The organism is Mucilaginibacter sp. (genome assembly GCF_028288185.1).
In the GTDB taxonomy this organism is placed as follows: domain Bacteria; phylum Bacteroidota; class Bacteroidia; order Sphingobacteriales; family Sphingobacteriaceae; genus Mucilaginibacter.
Genome location: NZ_JAQBOF010000019.1, coordinates 36695 through 56752 on the forward strand (window position 1 = coordinate 36695; position 20058 = coordinate 56752).

The following is a 20058-nucleotide window of genomic DNA, read 5'->3' on the forward strand; positions in this document are numbered from 1 at the left end:
CCGCCTTTCCTGTTATAAAATGTTGTATTACTGACTATGCTATCTCGAACAATGATAATTGCACAAACTCTTGTATGCGTGCGGTTACCTCTGCTTCGGTAAGATTTTTAATTTTTTCTGTACCAAATTTCTCTACACAGAACGATGCTAATGCCGAACCGAAGATGATAGCATTTTTCATGTTATGGAAGTTTATGGTACCAACTTTGGCCATATAACCAATAAAGCCACCCGCAAAGGTATCGCCGGCACCGGTTGGGTCAAACACTTCGGCTAGTGGCAATGCAGGTGCCGAGAATATTTTATCCTCATGGAACAGCAACGCGCCATGTTCGCCTTTTTTAATGATCAGATATTTAGGGCCCATGGTTAATATCTTACGGGCTGCCTTCACTAAAGAGTATTCGCCTGATAATTGACGGGCCTCGGCATCATTAATAGTTAATACGTCTATCAGCTTGATGGTTTCCAGCAGATCGTCCATGGCAATGTCCATCCAAAAGTTCATGGTATCCATCACAATTAATTTAGGGCGATTTTTAAGGCGTTTAATAACCGTTTGCTGTACCTGTGGGGTTAAGTTACCTAGCATCAGATATTCGCAGTCCTGATAGCTTTCCGGGATGATGGGGTCAAAATCAGCCAATACATTTAACTCTGTTATTAATGTATCACGGCTGTTCATATCGTTATGGTACTTACCACTCCAAAAAAACGATTTCCCACCTTTTTTAATTTGTAAACCTTCGGTATCTATACCATGCCTGTTAAAGTCTTTTATCTCGCTTTCGGGGAAATCATCACCAACAACGGCAACAATTTTTATTTTATCATAAAAGTATGATGCAGCCAAACCTGCATAGGTTGCAGCACCGCCAACAATTTTATCTGTCTTACCAAAGGGTGTCTCAATTGCGTCAAACGCCACAGTACCAATAACTAATAAACTCATTTAAATATTTTTTTAATTTTTTTTGACAAATATTGTGAAATTAACGCAGAAATCATACTTTTGCACACTCCAAACCGGAAAATGATTCCTGAGTAGCTCAGCTGGTTAGAGCATCTGACTGTTAATCAGAGGGTCGCTGGTTCGAGCCCAGCCTCAGGAGCCTAAAAATCAATGATTTAACCCAACTCTGGCGAGTTGGGTTTTTTTGTTTGCACAAAAATCACGTTCAAAAGATCTATTCTGTGGATATTACGGCATGCTTGACCAGGCTATTCCGTGCGCTATAGCGCATCAAGTTGTGTTGATAAGAAGGGAAGTAGCAATTAATACTCAAGAAATTGATGTGGTCAAAGTGTTCTAGAAATGCCTGTCTGTAGTTTTCAGTCAGAATGAGGTGGTCAATGGCTCCGGAATGTCCACCAGTATAAAAGGATTAATCAATGTTAGCTGGCTTCTACTATAAATAACCTATTATAGATTATAGATGTAAAGATTGCTCCAAAATACTGTTAAAATCTTGCTGAAAATCTTTTCCATAAATTGCCTTGTATTCCCTGCAAAAATTTTCAAACGCTTCTTTAGCCAGGGAATGCTTGCCCAAGTAAGCCAGCGCTTTACACTTAATGATCATAGCTTCTTCGTTAACCGGATCAAAATAGAAAATATATCCTGCAATTCTAATCAAAAACTCCGGGTCCTCAGAAACAAGAGTCGATTTAGCAAAGTGAAGATAAGTATCGATCAATTCATTAGAAATTTCTGATTTAAATGTATCAAGCCATTCATAATCTAGTTTTTTCAGAAAGCTTCCTCTTTTAATGATCTCTGCAAGTTCTTTGATCTTTTGTTTGTCAAGCTTGCTCCTGTCCTGGATAATATTAAAATAATCATAGTAATCAATCCGTATCCTTTCATGATCAATGTTAACCCTCCAGTTACCTGTTTCTTTTGAAAGCTGACAATATTGCATCCTATCTAGTATAGTTTTTAGTTTAGCAATATTTACCGAACGGTTATTCCTGGCGCTTTCTGATGATTTGTCGAACCATAGTAACTCTGTTAATTCAACAGAGCTAATACCGCGCTTCCACCTAATGGTGTAAAGTAATATCGCCAGGAAAAGCTCTTTAATAAGAGGTGTAAAATATCTGGTAATATCCACATTATCTGAATCAAAAACTTCAAGGTCACCAAAAAGATAGATCATGCCGGTTATCTTACTCTTATCGGGTAAGGTTTCGTCAACTATTGTTTCTAACGGCAACGATGCATCTTCCAAATTTAATGACTTAGGCTGTTGAGCGGGTTTATTTATTTGTGTCAGATTGGATTCTGTTATTGGAAAAGCACGACTCGATTTAGCTTTCCTAGCCCTAATAATCCTGATAATAACGAATAAGATAATAACTGTAAAAGGAAGAATGGCCCATAGATGCCAGGTTCTCCACATGCTTGCCGCCTGGTTATATGCAGTAATTTCTACAGGTAACGGTGGCGAGTTAAGAGAATAAATGGCAACCTCTGATGATAGCTCATCACTTTTACTCGACAATGTTACTGCAACGAATTTTTTTGTACTAGTGCTGTAAAAAAGATCTGAAAAGGAATTGTTATCACGAAAAGTGAACGGAATTTTGTTGCCCAATTCTTTTATCTCTGGTTTTGTAAGAGATCCTCTTACAAGTTGCAAATGTGAATTGTATTTATGTTTCGGAAAAATTAATCCATAGAAAGAATTTGATGATTCGTCAATAATAAGTGAGTTTGAAAAAACAAAATCTTCCGAAGTGTCTCTAAGTTGATATATCTTCTTGAATGAGTTGTTTTTTATATTAAAATAAAAGAGGTCATAAAAATTCTTTGGATTAACAGTCTGTTCGCCAGACATGCTTCCGTACCCTCCAATAATGTAAGCGCCTCCTTTTGCGGGCCCAAGGCCTGAAAGATAACGTGGTGCAAAATAATCGCCGGTAGGCTTTAATAATTGCACTGTCCCAGTTGTCATATCAAACCGGCGAACGATGTTTTTATATTTAAAGTGCCCATATCCATTAAAGATATAAAAGGATTTTTCATCAGGCGCCCATAGTTTATTAAAATGCCAAAAGTTAACATCGCTTATAGCAGCGGGCTTAGGCTTTTTGTCCCACAAACGTTTTGTCCAATCATATGTGGAAATAATTTCCTGCTCAATGTGCAGATTATATAATTGATTGCTTTCTTTGGCATAATAAGATTGATTGCCTTTTAAAAGAACAGAAGGGCCTGATGCGTAGGCGTTAACGGTTAATAATTTGCTATTGATAGAAAAAGTATAAAGCGAATCTTTTGCAATTATATATATAAGATCGTGCTCGGGGTCAAATGCGGCGCTTACCCGGCCTTTTGCATCAAATTTACGAAGTCGCGACCATTCAGAATAGGCAAGTTTTATCCAGTTTGGGTTACTAACTGTAGCATTTTTCCCCTCTTCAATTTCCTGGGCCTTATTACCAATTTTATCATTAAGTGGCCAATAATACCTCAATTTTTCATTCTCAGTTATTCGGATATCACGAATTTTCATCGAAGGAACATCCGTAGTTTTAAAGTCTTTATAGCTATTTACACCGAATGATATTCTTAGGGATGTTGGAGAAAGATTAGCCTTTTGTTGAAAGTGTTTATTGCCAATAGTAACTGCCAGGATTTTTGATTCCTCATTATAACTTAAAATAACCTTGGTCCATTGTTTAAATGGCATCGATTTTTGGATGGAATCAGGAAAATCAAATGGCCGTCCATCAGCAACAATCATCATTTGTATCAAATTGGTATCATAAATAATATCTATGTTGTTGTTTTTATTATCAATCAACCTTAATATATAGCCAAAATATTCTTTTTGACCCGGAAGAAACGCAAACTCGAATGATAAAGTGAAATTCTTTGCCAAGCAAAGTGGTGATCCTGCTCCCAGATCAAGGCCGGTACGAGAATCTTGGACAACTTCATTCCCCGCAAATTGCAGTCCATAAGATTGTGCGTGACAATACGTGCTAACAAACAAAAATACAATCAAAAAAAGTTTACTTATTTTATTCATTTTTCACGATTGTCCGATCGTTATAGGTTTACAATTGGCAGACCTATCAAAAATAAACTAAAATAAGATAATTACCTATTGTGATAGTCAAAAATTATGATGGAATTCTATAAAACCAGGCCATAAGGATATGTTTTAAGGAATATAATTGCTGTGTGATTACAGATTGGGATTTAAAAAACAACCATTTCAAAACTTATAATCTTTAGGTATTAAAACTATTAAAAACAGTTGCTTGACCAATGCTTTTTTTTAAAAAAATATTTTTAAAAAAAAGCCAATATAAATCTGCTATTAATTTGACATTAAGGAATAAAAAATAAAATTTATCAATCTTTTTATAAAAAACCACTAAATAACCCATGTATTAAGTAATTATTAAGCGGTTTGTTAATTCTTATTAAGCGTTTATTATCAGCTCTATTAATATCTATAAAATACATTTGTTTACAAAGCAGATGGGAAAACGCTTTTTAATAACACCAATTATTATACAACCTAAAACAACCAAACATGAAGAAATTTTTATAAAACCAATTTTACTTAATAACCCCAATTTAATCCTGAATTAAGAACATCCTTCGATTGATCTTAAAGATTGTTTGTACAATCAAAAATAGAAATCAACAATTGATTGATGTTAATGGGCTTATTAACAGTATTATTTAATAGTTATTTATCGGCTTATATACCTGCAAAGGGTCTGTATAAGCGTGTACTTATCTATGCACTATAAACTGAACCAGATAAACCATTTATTTTATAATATGAGAATATCATTACTACTATTATTGCTGTTCACTATATTCGTTGGTAGTGGCTGTAAAAAAAACTACTCGCAAATATATAATGCGCCACAAGGACAGGCTGCAACAATTTACCCACAACTATTACTGGATTCAACATTATCCGTATTTGTTGCGGCTGTTAACAGGGTTCCCGGTCTTAAAGATGAGCTAAGTTCATCAGGGCTTTTCACCGTTATGGCCCCCAACAACGCAGCTTTTGCAAAATATTTTGCAAGCAGCACGCAGTACAAAAAACTAGACGATATCCCGATACCGGTACTTACACAAATGATCAAGTATCATATTTTGAAATGGATGCTGTTCCAGGGAAATTTTATTTCGCCGAGTGCCGACCCGACCTTGAACTTGGATATATACAAATATGAAACACGGGCTGTTGCTTCATATTTTGATCCTACGCTAAAAAAAGGAGTGTTCTATCCAAGCAAAATGATCCAGGTATATACCCCACGTTTTTTTTCTTATTACAATGTCACTTCGCAGGATTATACAGATGTATTTGGACCGACATCAGTAGTTAACACGCAAACACAGATGAATGTAATGGGTGCTACAGTGATAAAAAAAGATATTGCATCCGGAAATGGTGCTTTACATATTATTGACCGTGTTTTAGAGCCCGTATATAATATTGCACAAGAGTTGGAAAACAATACTGAATATGTTGATTATAACAGACTATTAAAAAGGCGTTTTTTAACCTATTCTTATAATGCCGCAGGAACTAAGGCACAGGGAAACAACGGTGATGTTAATGGTGATGGTGTAGTTGATTCATTATTTACAAGAAGTTACCTTACAGAACCAAATTTGGATAATGAAAATCCAATTTTGGCAACAAAATCTCAATCATTTACCATATTCGTACCATCTTCAACATCTTTTAAAGATTACTTAAACACAAAGCTGCTTGCAAATTTCTACAATATTGAAGATTCTATTCCAACCCATACCCTACTTTTACTTTATAAGAGCCACCTGGTGTCTACTATGGACTGGCCTTCAAAAGTTACCAGTGGATTAACATCCAATTATACAGGCGATAAGGTATCACTATCAAGAAGCGATATCAAATCGATAAAAATGACCAGTAATGGCCTTATGTATACCACTAATAAGGTAATTGAGCCTTTATCATTCGCAGCAATACCCGGGCCGGCCTTCTTTAGTCCAACATACTGGTATTTTGCTGAAGCATTGATAAGAACCAATTTACTTAGTTTATTAAGTTCTAAAGACGGTCAATTTACCGCATTCGTCCCCACAAATGCTGCATTTCTGGCAAGGGGAATATATTGGACAGATCACCCGGTGTCAGGCCCGGCAGGCTTTTACAGAAAAGTTAATACAGTTGAAACAGCAGTATCAATAGCCGAACTAACTAACCTTGTTGGTAATCATATTATAATGAATAATCAGATAAGTACTTCTTCAATGCAGGGTACAACTGATAAATTCTATCCAACTCAAAACGGCACTTTCGTATCAACAGCTAACAGTAGAGTTACTGGCCCGGAAAGAGATACTGTAATAACAGTAACCAATCCGGATATCCTAAAATCTAATGGTTATTTCCAGGGGATAAATAAGCTGATATGGTACCCGGATAATCTTTATAATATAGTGAATGCGGCAAGTACAAGTTTAACGGCTATCCCACAGATAAACCCACAGTATGCAAAGTTTAAAGAGTTAATGTCATTTGCCGGTATAAACACCGCCGATTTTATAAACTCAACTATAGTTATTAGTGGTGTTACCGGCACATCAGCAATAACCTCGGCAATAACAAACCGAAAGTTTACGCTATTTGTTCCTTCTAATGAAGCCATTATAGCGGCACAAGTGGCAGGTAAACTTCCCAAAACCGGGACGGTAACGCCAAATACAGTGGCTACTGATGCATTACGGATGCAGGTGATCTCTTATCTAAGCTATTTCTTTGTTCCGGATAAACAGGCATTTACCGATGGCGCAATAACCGGTACATTCCCAACAAGGAAAATACAGACCGCGAGCCCTCTTGTATATGCACCGCTTACTATTTCTTATGTAAATGGTACACTGCGCCTTACAAGTAAGGCTGGAGAAATTGCTACAGTTGACAAAGCTCAGCCGGCAAAATACCCTCAGAATAAATTCGCAAAAGATGGAGTTATCCAGGTGATCGATAATGCCTTTACCTCACAATATTAAACCTAGGCTCGAGATGTTAAAATATATATATATTATACTAGTTCTACTGGTTGGAATGATGGGGTTATCCTTTAAGTCCAGCGCACAAGCCCCTATCGTAGTCAGAGGGAAAGTAACTGATAAAGGCGGTCAGCCTTTACCGGGAGTTACAATAACTGAAAAAAACAATGAAGGCCGTATTGTAAACGGCGTATTAACCAATGAATCAGGAGATTACCAGATAAAAATACAAAATCAGGCAGACTCATTAAGGTTTAGTATGATTGGTATGCGTGCGATAACCAGATCTTTAAAAGGCGTACAGATTATCAATATTAAACTGTTAGATGATGGCTCTGAACTGGCCAGTGTGGAGGTTAAGGCGCAGCCGAAAAAAAACTCGGGCGGTTTCTTAAATATCGATGCCAGGAATCAGACCGCCGCTATTAAAACTATCAACATGAAAGAGTACGAAGATGTACCGGTTACTTCTGTTGATCAACTTTTGGAGGGTAAAGCTGCCGGATTACTGGTCAGCATGAACTCTGCCGACCCCGGTGCAGGATCATCTATACAGATAAGGGGTGCTGTATCATTAGGATTGGGTAGCCAGCCACTGATAGTTGTTGACGATATTCCCTTTAAAACACCACTTGGTGCAGATTTGAATAGTACAGAAGGAATAAGCGCACTTGTAAATATTGCTCCTGCCGATATTGCTTCAATCGACATTTTGAAAGATGCCGCAGCTACTGCGTTATATGGTTCAGACGGAGCTAATGGTGTAATCAACATCCGTACTAAACGTGGCTCGAATGCACATCCTACGGTTTCAATATCAACAAATACAACGGTTAAAATACCACAAACAGCCTTGCCGTTGCTTAATGGTGACCAATATAAAACAATGATGCTCGAAGCTTATCAAAACAGGTTTGGAACGAGTGTAGATATAACGACATCAGACATAAGATTCTTATATCTTGAAAAAGGAAGCCTGGATTATGAAAATTATAATAAAAATACCAATTGGCAAAATGCTGTTAATGAGCGTGGGTTAACTCAAAATTATAATGCGCAAATTATTGGTGGTGGCGAATCTGCCAGGTATAATATTAGTTTGGGTTATACAAATGACCAGGGCCCAATCATCAATACCGGCTTAAACAGGTTGAATGCAAGATTCAATTTTGATTATAAAATAGCAAATAACCTTCAGTTTCAGAGTGATTTCGCATATTCTGATCAGCTTAAAACACAGGCATACCTGGCAGTAAATACTGACCAGAATAATACAGTTGGTTATCTTGCACTTCGTAAGGCACCGGTATTGCCAATATATACCCAGGATCAGTTTGGCAATGACCTGGCCACTTTTTATAACCCCATTACAGGTGCTTACCAGGCCGGCCTTATGAATCCGTTGGCATTAGCTGATAATAGTCTTAATAAGATCAGGGAAAACAGACTTGAGTCTTCAGTAGTTATACGTTATGCACCTATTAAGGAAATGCAAATTAATACCACTGTTGCTAACTCTTACTTAGGTTCGCAGCAAGACAAGTTTTTACCGCTTAGTGCCTCGGGTGTTGATTTTTACAGGCTAAATAACTTTAACCTCGTTGCTGGAAGTACTGATAATACTGGCCAGTATGTCCCTCTAAATTATTCAAAGATATTTATCAAAACTGATTTTGTTTATGATTTTACCAGGGGACTGGGATTAAATGACAAACATCAACTTCAAATGGGTGTTTATCCGCGATATACAGGCGAAAGCCAAAAAACACTGACATTTGACGGTACCGAAACACCGTCAGACTTACTTACCTCACCCTTCCCTACAGCCGTGAATAATAAAATTAAAACGGTAGATTATGTTAAAAGAGATGTATCTATAACCGCACAGACGTATTATTTATATGACGATCGTTATTCACTAAGCGCATCTTTATCACGTCAGGGCAGTTCATATTTCGGATCAAATAACCGTTGGGGAAACTTTCCTGCATTTTCCGGATTCTGGCGCCCAACATCCGAACATTTTTTCCGCGCTCACGAAGATCGTTTTCAATGGCTTGAATCACTTAAATTCAGGGGAAGCTGGGGTATTACAGGACGTAGCCCAAATGAAACTACATCAAGGCTAACATCGTTAACGTTTCAGGCCAGTTCTCCTTTTGCAGATATACAAGGTGTTACACCTCAAAACCTTGAACTTACCAATTTGCGTTGGGAAAAAACAACCTCAGTTAACCTGGGCATTGATCTGAATATGTTTAAAGGCAGGTTAAGCTTTACTACTGACTTTAGTAAAAATAAAACTGTAGATCTAATTCAGACACTTCAGGTTCCAACGTCTTCTGGCTATAACACTATTGTGGCAAACTCTGGAAGTTTATCGTCTAAGGTATGGGAGTTTGAAGTAACAGGTGTTCCTTTTAAAACAAAAGACTGGACTATTACAGCTTCGTTTAATGTTACTACCTCTCAAACCAAAGTATTAGACCTTCCTGGTCACCAGCCCCTGATCCAGAACAATGTTCTTGATAATGGCCAATTTATAAGTATTGTAAATGAAGGTGACCCAATTGGAACATTCTATGGTTTGAAATACCAGGGTGTTTACAGCCGTAATGAGGATGCATTTGTTAAGGGTCCAAACGGCAATTTCGTTACAGATTATAATGGCAATAAAACACCCGTTCGCTGGCTAACTCCAACCGGCGATCCATTTGTTGGTGGCGATGCGCGTTATGCTGATTTAAATAATGATGGCGTAATTAACCAACAAGATGTTACCGCAATTGGAAACGCAAATCCAAAATATTACGGAGGTGCCCAATTAAGAGTTAAATACAAATCGTGGGAGCTCTTTACCATATTTACTTTTAAACAGGGCTTCGATATTGAGAATTACTCAAAAATGATCACTACCAGTATGTACGATACCTATAATCAAAGCACAATTGTATTGAACAGGTGGAGAAAGCAAGGCGATATAACTGATGTGCCCAGAGCTGATTACGGCGCCGGTCATAATTTTGTAGGAAGTGACCGCTTTATTGAAGATGGCTCATATTTTAAGTGCAGCCAGCTAATCCTGTCGTATGATACGCCTCCTTCTCTTTGTAAGAGACTGGGTATTAAACGTTTAAAAGTATCGGGTACTATAAGCAATCCTTTTATTATAACTAAATATACCGGTATTGATCCAAGTGTTGGGCTTAATAGTAACAGTGTGTACTCATTTAATATAGATAAGGCGCTTACACCAAATCCTATTACCTATAACCTTGGTGCAATAGTAAGTTTTTAAGGATGTTTTTAAAAATTATTAAAGAAATTATGAGAACTATAAAAAAAGGAATCTTTTACTTGCTGCTAACCACATTAACACTCGGCGGTGCATCTTGTAATAAACTTCTTGATGTTACTCCCAAAGGGATAATTTCATCAGACACGTTTTGGAAAAATGAGGGCCAGGCTGTAGCGGCAGTTGCGGGTATGTATGCAAATCTTAGCGTATCAAACCCCAATTTTGCTGTCGGTCAAACAAATTTTACTAACCTTTCTGCAACTTATCTTACACCGCAGGAAGCTTATATTTATTGGGGCGAGATGCGGGGTGAGATTCTGGCTAATAATCCTACTAAAATGCCGGCAAATCAACTCAGTAAAGAAAACGTTGATGCTTATCTAACTGCTCCCGGCGACCCAACTACACGTTATGCCGCGTTTTATAAGATAATTAATCAGGCAAACCTGGCAATTGCAAAAATACCGGATGTTACCAAACTGGACCCAAATTTCACCCCGCTGGAAGCACAACAATTAGTTGGCGAGGCTTATTTTATTCGCGCATTTTGTTATTTCTTACTGGCTCGAACATTTAAGGAAGTGCCGCTTATTTTAGATGCTTATACAAGAGATGATCAACCGTTTAATATCGCTAAATCAACTTCTGGTCAAATCTTTAGCCAGATTATAACAGACCTGAACCTTGCCCAAAAGCAGCTGCCTGAATGGTACACAAGTTCGCTTTACCCAAGAATACGAGCCACCAAATACACCGCTCAAACAGTCCTTGCAGACGTATATCTATGGCAGGCGGCTGTGGCAAATAATCCGGCAGCGGCAAATACCATGTATGATAATGCAATTGCAAACTGCGAGTCGGTTATCAACTCAGGGCATTATTTTCTTTTACCCGGTGCTCAGTTTACTTCTATTTTTAATACCGGCAATACATCAGAGTCTATTTTTGAACAGTTCGCTAATAGTACACTTAATAACCAATCTAGCAGTATGAATCAGTGGTTTCAGAGTAACCAACTCTGGATAGTAACCTTGAGTACTGATGCCTTATTTCAAAATGTGCCTGTTGCAGATTACCGGTCATACAGTACAACAACCAACGTAGGTTACAATACCACAACAAGGCTGGTTCAAAAATATCAGAATAATAACGCGCACTGGATTTTCTATCGGCTGGCCGAAGTATATCTTATGGAAGCCGAAGCGATTGCTCATAGATACCCCGACGATCTTACCAAATTACAACAAGCTTGTGACCTGGTTAATAATGTTAGGGAACGTGCATACTATCCTATCCCTGCCCCCTGGCCGGTTGCTACCGCTTCATCAACTGCTGATATGGACAAGATACTTCTGGATGAACGGGCAAAGGAATTTATTGGCGAAGGGAAACGCTGGTTTGAACTAATGCGATTTGCATCACGCGACAATTTTGCCCATAAAGAGTACCTGACCGACAGAATTTTAAACTCAATAGGCGGTACTGATCAGTTAAAAATATCACCACGAATAAGTAATCCGGACAGCTGGTATCTGCCATTAAATACAGACGAGATATCCAGTAATCGCGCGCTTGTTCAAAATCCATATTATAAATAATTAAGCCAGAAATGATGAAGATGAAATATTTACATAAACTTTTGTGCTTATTACTAGGTACAATAGCGCTGTTCTCACTTTCGTGTAAACAGGAAACTGCCAGCCCTGCTCAGGTACTGGGGACAAATAATGGCGCCACGCTTATCAACATACTCAAAAATGATAAGCAATATTCAATATTATATACCGCGCTGTTATCAACCAATCTGGCCGACCCGCTGGGTATATACGGTAACATGACCTTGTTTGCTCCAACAAATGATGCTTTTAAATTATATTTTAAACGCAAGGGTATAGCAGATATTACCAAGGTAAACACTGATACACTTAAAAATTTGCTTAAATATCATATTTACAATGAGCAATACGGTTCTGCCTATTTTGTGATGGGAACTTTGCCTACGCCAACTATTAATGGTAATTACATTCGTTTTGATATTTCGGCCGGTTTAAGTAAAACCAAACTAAATGGTGCGGTAACAGTTAATCAGCTTGATGTTATTGGTAGCAACGGTGTTCTCCATTCAATAAATGATGTACTTGAACCACCTTCGCAGAACCTTTATGACTGGTTAAAAGCAAGGCCGGAATATTCTGTTATGCTTGAAGCTTTCGATAAAACCGGTAACTCAGACGAAATTCTGAAAAAAGTAGAAACCGACCCAACTATCATAAGGTACGGCCAGCCGCAAATGAAATGGCGCACGCTTTTCCTGGAAACAAATACGGTCCTTAAAAATGCCGGTATTAACTCGTTCGATGATTTAGCGAAAAAGTATTCTAACACCTATACAACCACTAAGAGCTATACCAATACGGCCGATTCGCTCAATATGTTCGTTCGCTTTCATGCATTGAATCAAAAGTATTTTATTTCTGACTTTGGCGATGTGTTTAAAGAAAGCTACGCAACTGGCAACTTCCTGATCTTTAACAGCACAGGTGGGTTATCTATTAACAAACATATTGATGATGCAAGCAAATTACAGGTAAAAGTTGGCCTGGATGTTCCTAACAGTAATAACCTGGCAATAAATGGCGTTGTGAATTCTGTTTCATCAGTATTAAGTCTATATAAAGTTAAACCCATCACAGTTATTCAAAAATTTGCCGGCGAGCCGGCGGATAGAGTGATTATTTTGCCAAATGGAACAATCAGCGACTTTACTACACAGTTTCCTAAATACCCTAATGACCCAACGGATCAGGCATTGTTTAAATGGATAAAGTGGGGGTACCCGGTTGGCACAACCTCACCACCGACGGGCAGGGGAGAATGGTCAGGCGATCTTGCGGTAAGTTTAACAGCGGTATTGCAGGGATTTTGGATTGAATTGACTACACCCTTGGTTTTCCCAGGCAGTTACAATGTTTATCTTAATTATAGCGGGTTACGAAGAAGTACGGCGGCTAACGTTAATTATGCTTCTTTCAATTTCGATGGCAAGCAATTAGGAGATCTGGTTTCACTCAATTTGAATGACAATTTAGATGCGTTGGGCGGAAGTACGGTTGGCCCAACGCCTACGGGGGTAACCACTTATTTTAATGATTATCAATATAGAAGGTTTATAGGTAAAGTGACCTTATCTACAACTAATACACATGTATTTAGGATGGATATGCTGCCTGCTTCTAATGTAACCGGTATGTGGTGGTATAATATTGAATTAGTACCGGTACCATAAATAACAATTCTATAAATTAATATATGAAAAGAATAGCGAAAATAGTTTTTTTACTAGCCCTGACCATAAGCTTCTTTGGGTGTAAAAAACAATTGAATCAGGATATAAACCCCCAATATCTGCAAAACGGAAGTTTATATGATTTTCTTAAAAAAGATCCTGAATTAACACAGTTTATAAGTCTTGCAAAAAAGACTGGTTACGACTCTGTACTAAGACAGACCCGGCTTTATACTGTACTTGCTGTAAAGAATGGCGGGTTCAGTAATATAGATACAAATAACCTGATTTTGGTAAAGAGGGTTATAGGTATACATATCATTCCGACAGCAATATATAAGGAAAAAATGGATGCGCTGCGCTTACCCTCTATTTCGGGCAAGTATGTTAAATTTATTACTGCATCAGGAACAATTACTGCAAATTCTGTTGCTGTAAATGGTAGCGGCGACCGCCTCGTTAATGGCGTTGCATATAAAGTGCAAACAGCAATTATACCGCTACCGAGTATCTACGAAATAATTTCTACCGATCCCAATTATTCGCTTTACTATCAATACGTTCAAAATAGTTTTGCACAAGCGTTTGACCCGGTTAACAACATAATTACTAAATATGATTCGGTTGGAAAACCTGTTTATAAGCAACCTTATAAATACATTTTTACATCGCAATTTATTGGGTACAGTAAAATTGATAGCGAAAAGGTTGAACAAACGGTATTTATTCCGACAAACACTGTTGTAACCAACGTATTAGGCCTTATGCTTTCAGCACGAGGTGGCAACCAATCGTTGGTTATCCCTGCGTTAAGTAGCACTCATGCTGAAATAAATATTGGTGGCTACTTTTTTGGTGTAAACATTCCATATGCCGGCGACTCAACGATCGTTAAAAATTATTTGTTTAGAAACACCATAGTTAATGGTATTATTTCAAGTCTTGCAGCCGGAACAAACACTTTTACCAGTAAAGATGGAAATACGTTCACGGTATCATCTGCCCAGGTCTCTGGCGAAGGGCTTGCCAGTAACGGCAAGTATTATATATTGAATGATATTACCTTACCAGGCTCGGCTTATCGTAAAACTTTTATGTTTGAACCCAAAACAGACCTGCCCCCAAGTAACCCCGCAAATCCATTTGTTGCTTCGGGAGGTGCAAAATCAGCAGTTGTTTCAACAACCGCTAGTTCGGGTAGTATCGTAGACCGTTTTACTACATTTAATTTAAACAACGTAGGTGGGAGAATAGATTTCACATTCCCTTTTGTAACCAAAGGCGATTATCAGGTAGTATTAAGATATGTAACAGGTAATAGTGCCATTATAAACACCTTTTTTAATGGAGGCGTACCAACAACTTTACTGCAGGGCTTTGACACCTCAAACAGATATACACAAGCAGCAAATCTAAGTATAGACCAACCATTGGGGCGTGTAACCGTAACCACCAATGGATCGGCTAAATTTTCTATTCAATGCGCTAATAGCAGTCCACTTTCTACTAACGTATATAATGTACAGATAAACTCTGTTAAATTAATCCCAGTTGACTAACCAATATGTCTATCCTAAATTAAGCAACATGCTAAGATATTTTTACCTTCTCATAATAATTATCGTTTACACAGGCACCGCCGTAGCCCAGCAAGCGAAACCACAGGACCAGATCAAAGTACAGGGTATCGTTATAGATTACCTTACTTCTCAGCCTGTTAAAGGTGCATTAATCAACGTAAAAAACTCGCTTAAGAGTATAAATACCGGCAATGACGGTAAATTCGTTGTAAATGTTCCGTCTCAATATTCGGTGGTGGTAGTTTCCTTTCCAGGATACCAGCAAACAGAGTTTGCATTGCACGGAAAGGACCAGGTAACTATCGTACTTACTCCTGAGGGAATTAACAATGGCGAGTCAACCGTTAGGCTGCCTTATTACACAGCCAACTCTAAAAATCTAAATGGTGCTTATACTATTATCCAGAATACGGATGACAGGTACCGGGATATTTATCAAATGCTGCAAGGTACGGTGCCGGGGTTAGAAACCAATTCTTATTCGGGCGTACCCGGAGAAGGCATGAAGCTTAATATGCGCGGTGTACGCTCGTTGTACACTACTAATGACCCGCTTATAGTGCTTGACGGAGTACCAATAGTTAATCTTACTTCTACAAATTCATTAACGCGTGGCAATGTTTTCAATTATCTGTCAACTATAAACGTAAAAGATATTGAGACAATTACTGTACTTCGGGATGTTTCGGCAGCAGGTATTTACGGATCAAGGGCCGCCAACGGAGCCATTGTAATTACTACAAAAGGTGGTACCAACGGTAAAACATTTTTGGATGTGTCTGCCCAGGAAAGTTATTCTCCGCGATTTAAAGAACTGCCTGTAATGAATGCAACTCAATACAAAGCATACCTGGCAAATAAGATTAATGCTTTTGGCCTTGACCAGCAAACCATTAACACTACATTCCCATTCTTTAACATGAACCCTGCCAGTGCGGCTTATCTTCCTTACAGTAATAATACAGATTGGCAAAAGGTGGTATCGCGCAACGCAGTTAGTACTGATTTCTATTTGAACCTGCGTGGTGGAGATGCGACATCAAAGTATGCCTTTAATGTAGGCTATAATGATGCAAATGGCAATATCCGCGGAACATCAATAGGAAATTTAACAGCAAGGTTTAATCTGGATTTTAAGATACTTAAAGACTTTTATGCCGGTGCAAAAATTTCTTACATTAATACTAACAAAACATTGATGGACCAGGGATATGAAGAAAGACTTAACCCCCTATATCTTGGCTTGACTAAGCCTCCTATCTTTTCCCCCTATGTACAAAGCAGCCCGGGAGTGAATAGTCCATTTTATACCCAGCCATCATATGATAATTTAAGTAACCCAATGGCTGTTGTAACAAATGTTGATAATGAAGTGAAAAATTACTGGATACTGGCAAGTGTTTATGGCCAATATAATTTTACAAATCACTTTAATACAAAACTTACCGTTACCCTTGACAGAAGGGGCCTTCAGGAAGACAGGTTTACACCCTCATTAGCAATTGTTCCGCAATACAACGATATCCGTTATGACCGTACTTCTGAAGAGCAAATGCAAAACAAGCAGGCGCTAACCATAGAGCATACATTAACATACGAAAAAGATGTAAGCTCATCTAGTCATATCCTGGTTTTTGGTGGTTATAACCTTGAACTTGGAAAATATACAAGCGGATATGGTATTGCAAGGCACTCAACCGATGATCAGTTTCAAGGTTTGGGTGATGGCACACGCGTAAACTCAGACGGAGTGCGAGAGAATTATAATAACGTTTCGGTTTTTGTAAACGGCGAATATAATTTCCGCGAAAAACTTTTCCTTAAAACTGGCGCACGTCTGGATGGCTCCTCAAAATTTGGTAAAGATGCCGATGGTTTGCGTATAGGATCAATTCCTTTTGCATTTCTTCCGTATACTGGCTTAACCTGGCGTGTTAAATCAGAGCCGTGGATGCATGACCTTAACCTGTTAGACGCGTTTAACATAAGAGGTTCATGGGGAATAACCGCTAACCAGGATATCCCGGTAAATGCACAATATTCTTTGTATGGATCATCATTTAATGGGCCTTATCCCGGCTTAGTGCCAATTTCTATCGGAAATAGCTCTTTGAAATGGGAAACCACTAACTCATGGAATTTAGGGACAGATTTAGCTATCCACAATACGCCTTTAACAATTCAGGTAGACTATTTTAATAGTCGTACCAAAGACTTATTGGTTCCCATGCCGATATCAGGCCAGAATGGCCAGTCATTTTATTGGGCTAATGGCGGAACTATAAACAACCGCGGCCTTGAAGTAGGTATTACGGCGCGGGGCCATGCGGGCAATTTCATTTGGAATGCCGGGGTAAACATAGCCAGATACCAAACTAAAATATTAAGCCTTACCGGACCGGATTCATACATTGATGGAGCAAACGGATATTCATCCATTGCTGGTATTGGAAACCCGGCCGGCCTTATTTACGGAAACAAATATCTTGGTGTATTTTCAACATCGGCCGAAGCATCAGCAGCTGGATTAACCACAGAATTAGGTACACCATACAAGGCAGGTGACATTCATTATCAGGACGTTAATGGCGACAAAATCATTAACAACAAAGACATGCAGGTAATTGGTAATTCTAATCCTAAATTTTTTGGAGGCTTAAACGGGTCTGTATCTTATAAAGGGTTTGATTTACAAGCAACTTTCTCTTACGTTTATGGAAACGATGTATTGAATGTTCTGCGCTCTAAATTGGAAGATGGGGTAGGTTATGAAAACCAGTCCGTACAAGCGCTAACCGCCTGGACAAGAGAAGGCGATGTTACAAATATCCCGCAAACGTTACAGGGTGATCCCGCCAGGAACAGAAGACCTTCTTCACAATTTATCGAAGACGGCTCTTATTTAAAAATGCGGTCGCTTACAATAGGCTACACCTTTAAACAGAATAAAATTTACTTTATGCGCAGCGCACAAGTTTATCTAACTGGCTATAACTTGTTCACTGCCACAAAATATTCTGGGTATGATCCGGAGGTTGCGGTAAATACAAACTCGTTTACCAGAGGATATGATTTCGGAAACGTGCCTCTTACACGAACAGTTATGCTTGGTTTAAAAATTGGATTATAAAATCTGTCAGACATTTAAAACTAATAAAATGAAAAAAACACTTTGGATATTAGTGCTGGCAGCGGGAATGCTGCTACCTGCCTCCTGCAAAAAATACCTTACCATACAGCCGCAAGGAACTCTTAGTGAAGAGCAGAGCTTTAAAGCCGCGCCCGACGCAATTACAGCTATTAATGGATTATATAGCTTGATGCTTCCGCTTGCCGATCAAATATTTATCACGGGCGAGCTTCGGGGAGAACTGGTAAGCGATGCCCGTGGTGCAGATGTATGGATAAAAGAATTTACCGATAACAGGGTAACTTCAAGCAACCCTTATTGCGATTATACCAAATTTTACCGGCTTATTATTGCCTGTAACCGCACACTTGAGGGACTTGACCAAATAATAAAGAACGACCCGGTAAACTATAACCGTAATATTTATCTGATCAATAAAGCAGAGGCATATTACATCCGCGCCTGGACTTATCTGCAAATTACTAAAATATGGGGTGATGTACCTTACATTACTACTAGTGTTACCAAGGCAGAGGATGTAAGCAACTTGCCTGTTACAAAAAGCGAGACGATCATCAAGAATATTCTCAAAGATGCCGAAAACAATTTTGTGTATTTGCAAACACTTAGCGCCACTTCATTAGGCGCCAGTAATGATTTTTTACTAACATCAGGCCAGTGGCGTGATAGTAATTCGCGGGTCTTTTTAGCAGAGCTTTATTTATATGATCAAAACTATCAAAAAGCGCTCGAAACTATGCGTAATATATTTCCATTGGGTGCGCAAAACAATACAACAGCCGATGGATCTAACGCACAGGCAGAACTGGGCATGGTGACCGGGCAGTTTACACAATGGACCATTGGTTTTGACCGGAGCAGTGGTAACTATAATAAGCAGGTAGTTATGGCACTTAATTATGATGCAACCAAAGGGCAAACCAATAACCTGATGAAATGGACCAATAATAAATATGGTGCTGCTTACGCTGTTAGGCCAAGTTCGTTTATTATAAATGATTGGAGAAAACAACCAATGAGCTTACAGCAGTATCAAACCGGCCCTTCAGGATATTTTATCAATGAAACCAATAATTTCGGTTCTAACGTTGCTCAGGGCCAGGAGGTAATGGGTTCAGACGGATATCCTGTTATTGGTGGCTACGGCGATAATTATCGTGCCGAACGTGGTTCATACATGGTAGATGGTGGAGATACGTTGATCTCCAAATATCTGATGAAAAGCAGGGGCGTATTCAAAAGTCCGCTTATTGGTGATAGATATGCTGATAACGATGCTTTTTTTGACCTATATCGTGATGGCCCGGTTTATTTAATGGGATGCGAAATGTTAAATAATGCCGGACAGAGCGGACAGGCATTGCTTTATCTAAATGGAGGAGCCTATTATGCCTACATTTATAAAGGCCCAAGGTATCGCGTTGGCGTCGCACCGGTTAAAATTGATGTAACCAGCAGTGTTTCAATCCACGACCAGGTAGAAAAATTTATTCTTGAAGAATTTGCACTTGAATCCGCGTTTGAAGGCCGGCGTTGGTTTGACCTGGTTAGATTTGCCAAACGGAATAACGATGCTTCTATTTTGGCAAACGCGGTAGCAAGAAAATATCCATTAAGTCAGCAGGGAGCTATTAAAGCACGTCTGATGGATCGTAAAAATTGGTATTTACCAGTATATAAAAAATAGTCATTAACTAAAAA

Annotated in this window: 9 protein-coding genes and 1 tRNA gene; 8 read left to right on the forward strand and 2 right to left on the reverse strand. The window is 38.6% G+C overall.

All coding sequences use genetic code 11. The features are described from left to right. Positions 1-34: 34 nt before the first annotated feature. Complete coding sequence (locus tag JWQ34_RS07655; protein ID WP_299356127.1) at positions 35-952, reverse strand: PfkB family carbohydrate kinase; 918 nt, start codon at positions 950-952, stop codon at positions 35-37. Positions 953-1038: 86 nt separating this feature from the next. Between JWQ34_RS07655 and JWQ34_RS07660 the strand changes: the two genes are divergently transcribed. Then, positions 1039-1112, forward strand: a tRNA-Asn gene (locus tag JWQ34_RS07660). Positions 1113-1430: 318 nt separating this feature from the next. Here the strand turns inward: JWQ34_RS07660 and JWQ34_RS07665 are convergent. Continuing rightward, positions 1431-4037: a galactose oxidase gene (locus tag JWQ34_RS07665; protein WP_299356129.1), complete on the reverse strand. Its 2607-nt coding sequence runs from the start codon at positions 4035-4037 to the stop codon at positions 1431-1433. Between the two features lie 767 nt (positions 4038-4804). Between JWQ34_RS07665 and JWQ34_RS07670 the strand changes: the two genes are divergently transcribed. The 7 genes from JWQ34_RS07670 to JWQ34_RS07700 are packed head-to-tail and all read left to right on the forward strand — an operon-like array spanning position 4805 to position 20044. Beyond that, positions 4805-7042 carry a fasciclin domain-containing protein gene (locus JWQ34_RS07670; RefSeq protein WP_299356131.1) on the forward strand — a complete coding sequence of 746 codons (2238 nt, stop codon included), beginning with the start codon at positions 4805-4807 and terminating at the stop codon, positions 7040-7042. Between the two features lie 13 nt (positions 7043-7055). Then, positions 7056-10340: a SusC/RagA family TonB-linked outer membrane protein gene (locus JWQ34_RS07675; RefSeq protein WP_299356133.1), complete on the forward strand. Its 3285-nt coding sequence runs from the start codon at positions 7056-7058 to the stop codon at positions 10338-10340. 29 nt (positions 10341-10369) lie between these two features. Beyond that, complete coding sequence (locus tag JWQ34_RS07680) at positions 10370-11938, forward strand: RagB/SusD family nutrient uptake outer membrane protein (RefSeq protein WP_299356135.1); 1569 nt, start codon at positions 10370-10372, stop codon at positions 11936-11938. A gap of 11 nt (positions 11939-11949) precedes the next feature. Then, positions 11950-13626 carry a fasciclin domain-containing protein gene (locus tag JWQ34_RS07685; protein ID WP_299356137.1) on the forward strand — a complete coding sequence of 559 codons (1677 nt, stop codon included), beginning with the start codon at positions 11950-11952 and terminating at the stop codon, positions 13624-13626. Positions 13627-13649: 23 nt separating this feature from the next. Beyond that, entirely contained in the window at positions 13650-15185 is a 1536-nt protein-coding gene (locus JWQ34_RS07690) for a fasciclin domain-containing protein (RefSeq protein WP_299356139.1), read from the forward strand. A 28-nt stretch (positions 15186-15213) separates the two neighbouring features. Continuing rightward, entirely contained in the window at positions 15214-18336 is a 3123-nt protein-coding gene (locus JWQ34_RS07695; protein WP_299356141.1) for a SusC/RagA family TonB-linked outer membrane protein, read from the forward strand. 28 nt (positions 18337-18364) lie between these two features. Continuing rightward, positions 18365-20044 (forward strand): RagB/SusD family nutrient uptake outer membrane protein, encoded by a 1680-nt coding sequence (locus JWQ34_RS07700; RefSeq protein WP_299356143.1) that lies wholly within the window; start codon positions 18365-18367, stop codon positions 20042-20044. Positions 20045-20058 lie beyond the last annotated feature (14 nt).

Bases quoted from the DNA above. Each gene is read 5' to 3' on its own strand.
- JWQ34_RS07655 (WP_299356127.1), bottom strand. From the start codon at position 952: ATGAGTTTATTAGTTATTGGTACTGTGGCGTTTGACGCAATTGAGACA.
- JWQ34_RS07665 (WP_299356129.1), bottom strand. From the start codon at position 4,037: ATGAATAAAATAAGTAAACTTTTTTTGATTGTATTTTTGTTTGTTAGC.
- JWQ34_RS07670 (WP_299356131.1), top strand. From the start codon at position 4,805: ATGAGAATATCATTACTACTATTATTGCTGTTCACTATATTCGTTGGT.
- JWQ34_RS07675 (WP_299356133.1), top strand. From the start codon at position 7,056: ATGTTAAAATATATATATATTATACTAGTTCTACTGGTTGGAATGATG.
- JWQ34_RS07680 (WP_299356135.1), top strand. From the start codon at position 10,370: ATGAGAACTATAAAAAAAGGAATCTTTTACTTGCTGCTAACCACATTA.
- JWQ34_RS07685 (WP_299356137.1), top strand. From the start codon at position 11,950: ATGATGAAGATGAAATATTTACATAAACTTTTGTGCTTATTACTAGGT.
- JWQ34_RS07690 (WP_299356139.1), top strand. From the start codon at position 13,650: ATGAAAAGAATAGCGAAAATAGTTTTTTTACTAGCCCTGACCATAAGC.
- JWQ34_RS07695 (WP_299356141.1), top strand. From the start codon at position 15,214: ATGCTAAGATATTTTTACCTTCTCATAATAATTATCGTTTACACAGGC.
- JWQ34_RS07700 (WP_299356143.1), top strand. From the start codon at position 18,365: ATGAAAAAAACACTTTGGATATTAGTGCTGGCAGCGGGAATGCTGCTA.